The following is a 371-nucleotide window of genomic DNA, read 5'->3' on the forward strand; positions in this document are numbered from 1 at the left end:
AGAGCCTCGTCGGTGCTGACCACCTCGATGACAGAGAAACCTGCGGCAACCAGAGTATCGCCTCTGGCGATGAGGGATCGGTAGCTCCCGCAACCAAGTAGCAGAGGTGAGCAGCCGCTACAGCGGCCGGGACACATGTGCGCTTCGTCCGAGCACGTGCAAAGCCGAAACAGAGCTTATCAGCGGTGGGCTGCAAACCCCGACATTGCCCCCCGTTCGGTACGGGTCCGTACGGTAGGGCGGCCCCTGAGTTCCGGCGACCGGCTTAGAGCGTCTAACAAAACCACCGTTCGATGAAGCGCCAGACGATGAGGGCTGCGGCCAGTGTCGTGAAGGCGAGGTGGATGTCGCGGCGTCGCTCGTAGCGGATG

General features: G+C 62.8%; 1 pseudogene. It reads right to left on the reverse strand.

Annotated features, from left to right (window positions below):
• Positions 1-274: 274 nt before the first annotated feature.
• Positions 275-371: pseudogene (locus tag WDW90_RS38470) on the reverse strand (IS5/IS1182 family transposase); the annotation flags it as partial.

Origin of the sequence: Methylobacterium nigriterrae (assembly GCF_037106235.1) — a bacterium.
GTDB classification, from domain to species: domain Bacteria; phylum Pseudomonadota; class Alphaproteobacteria; order Rhizobiales; family Beijerinckiaceae; genus Methylobacterium; species Methylobacterium nigriterrae.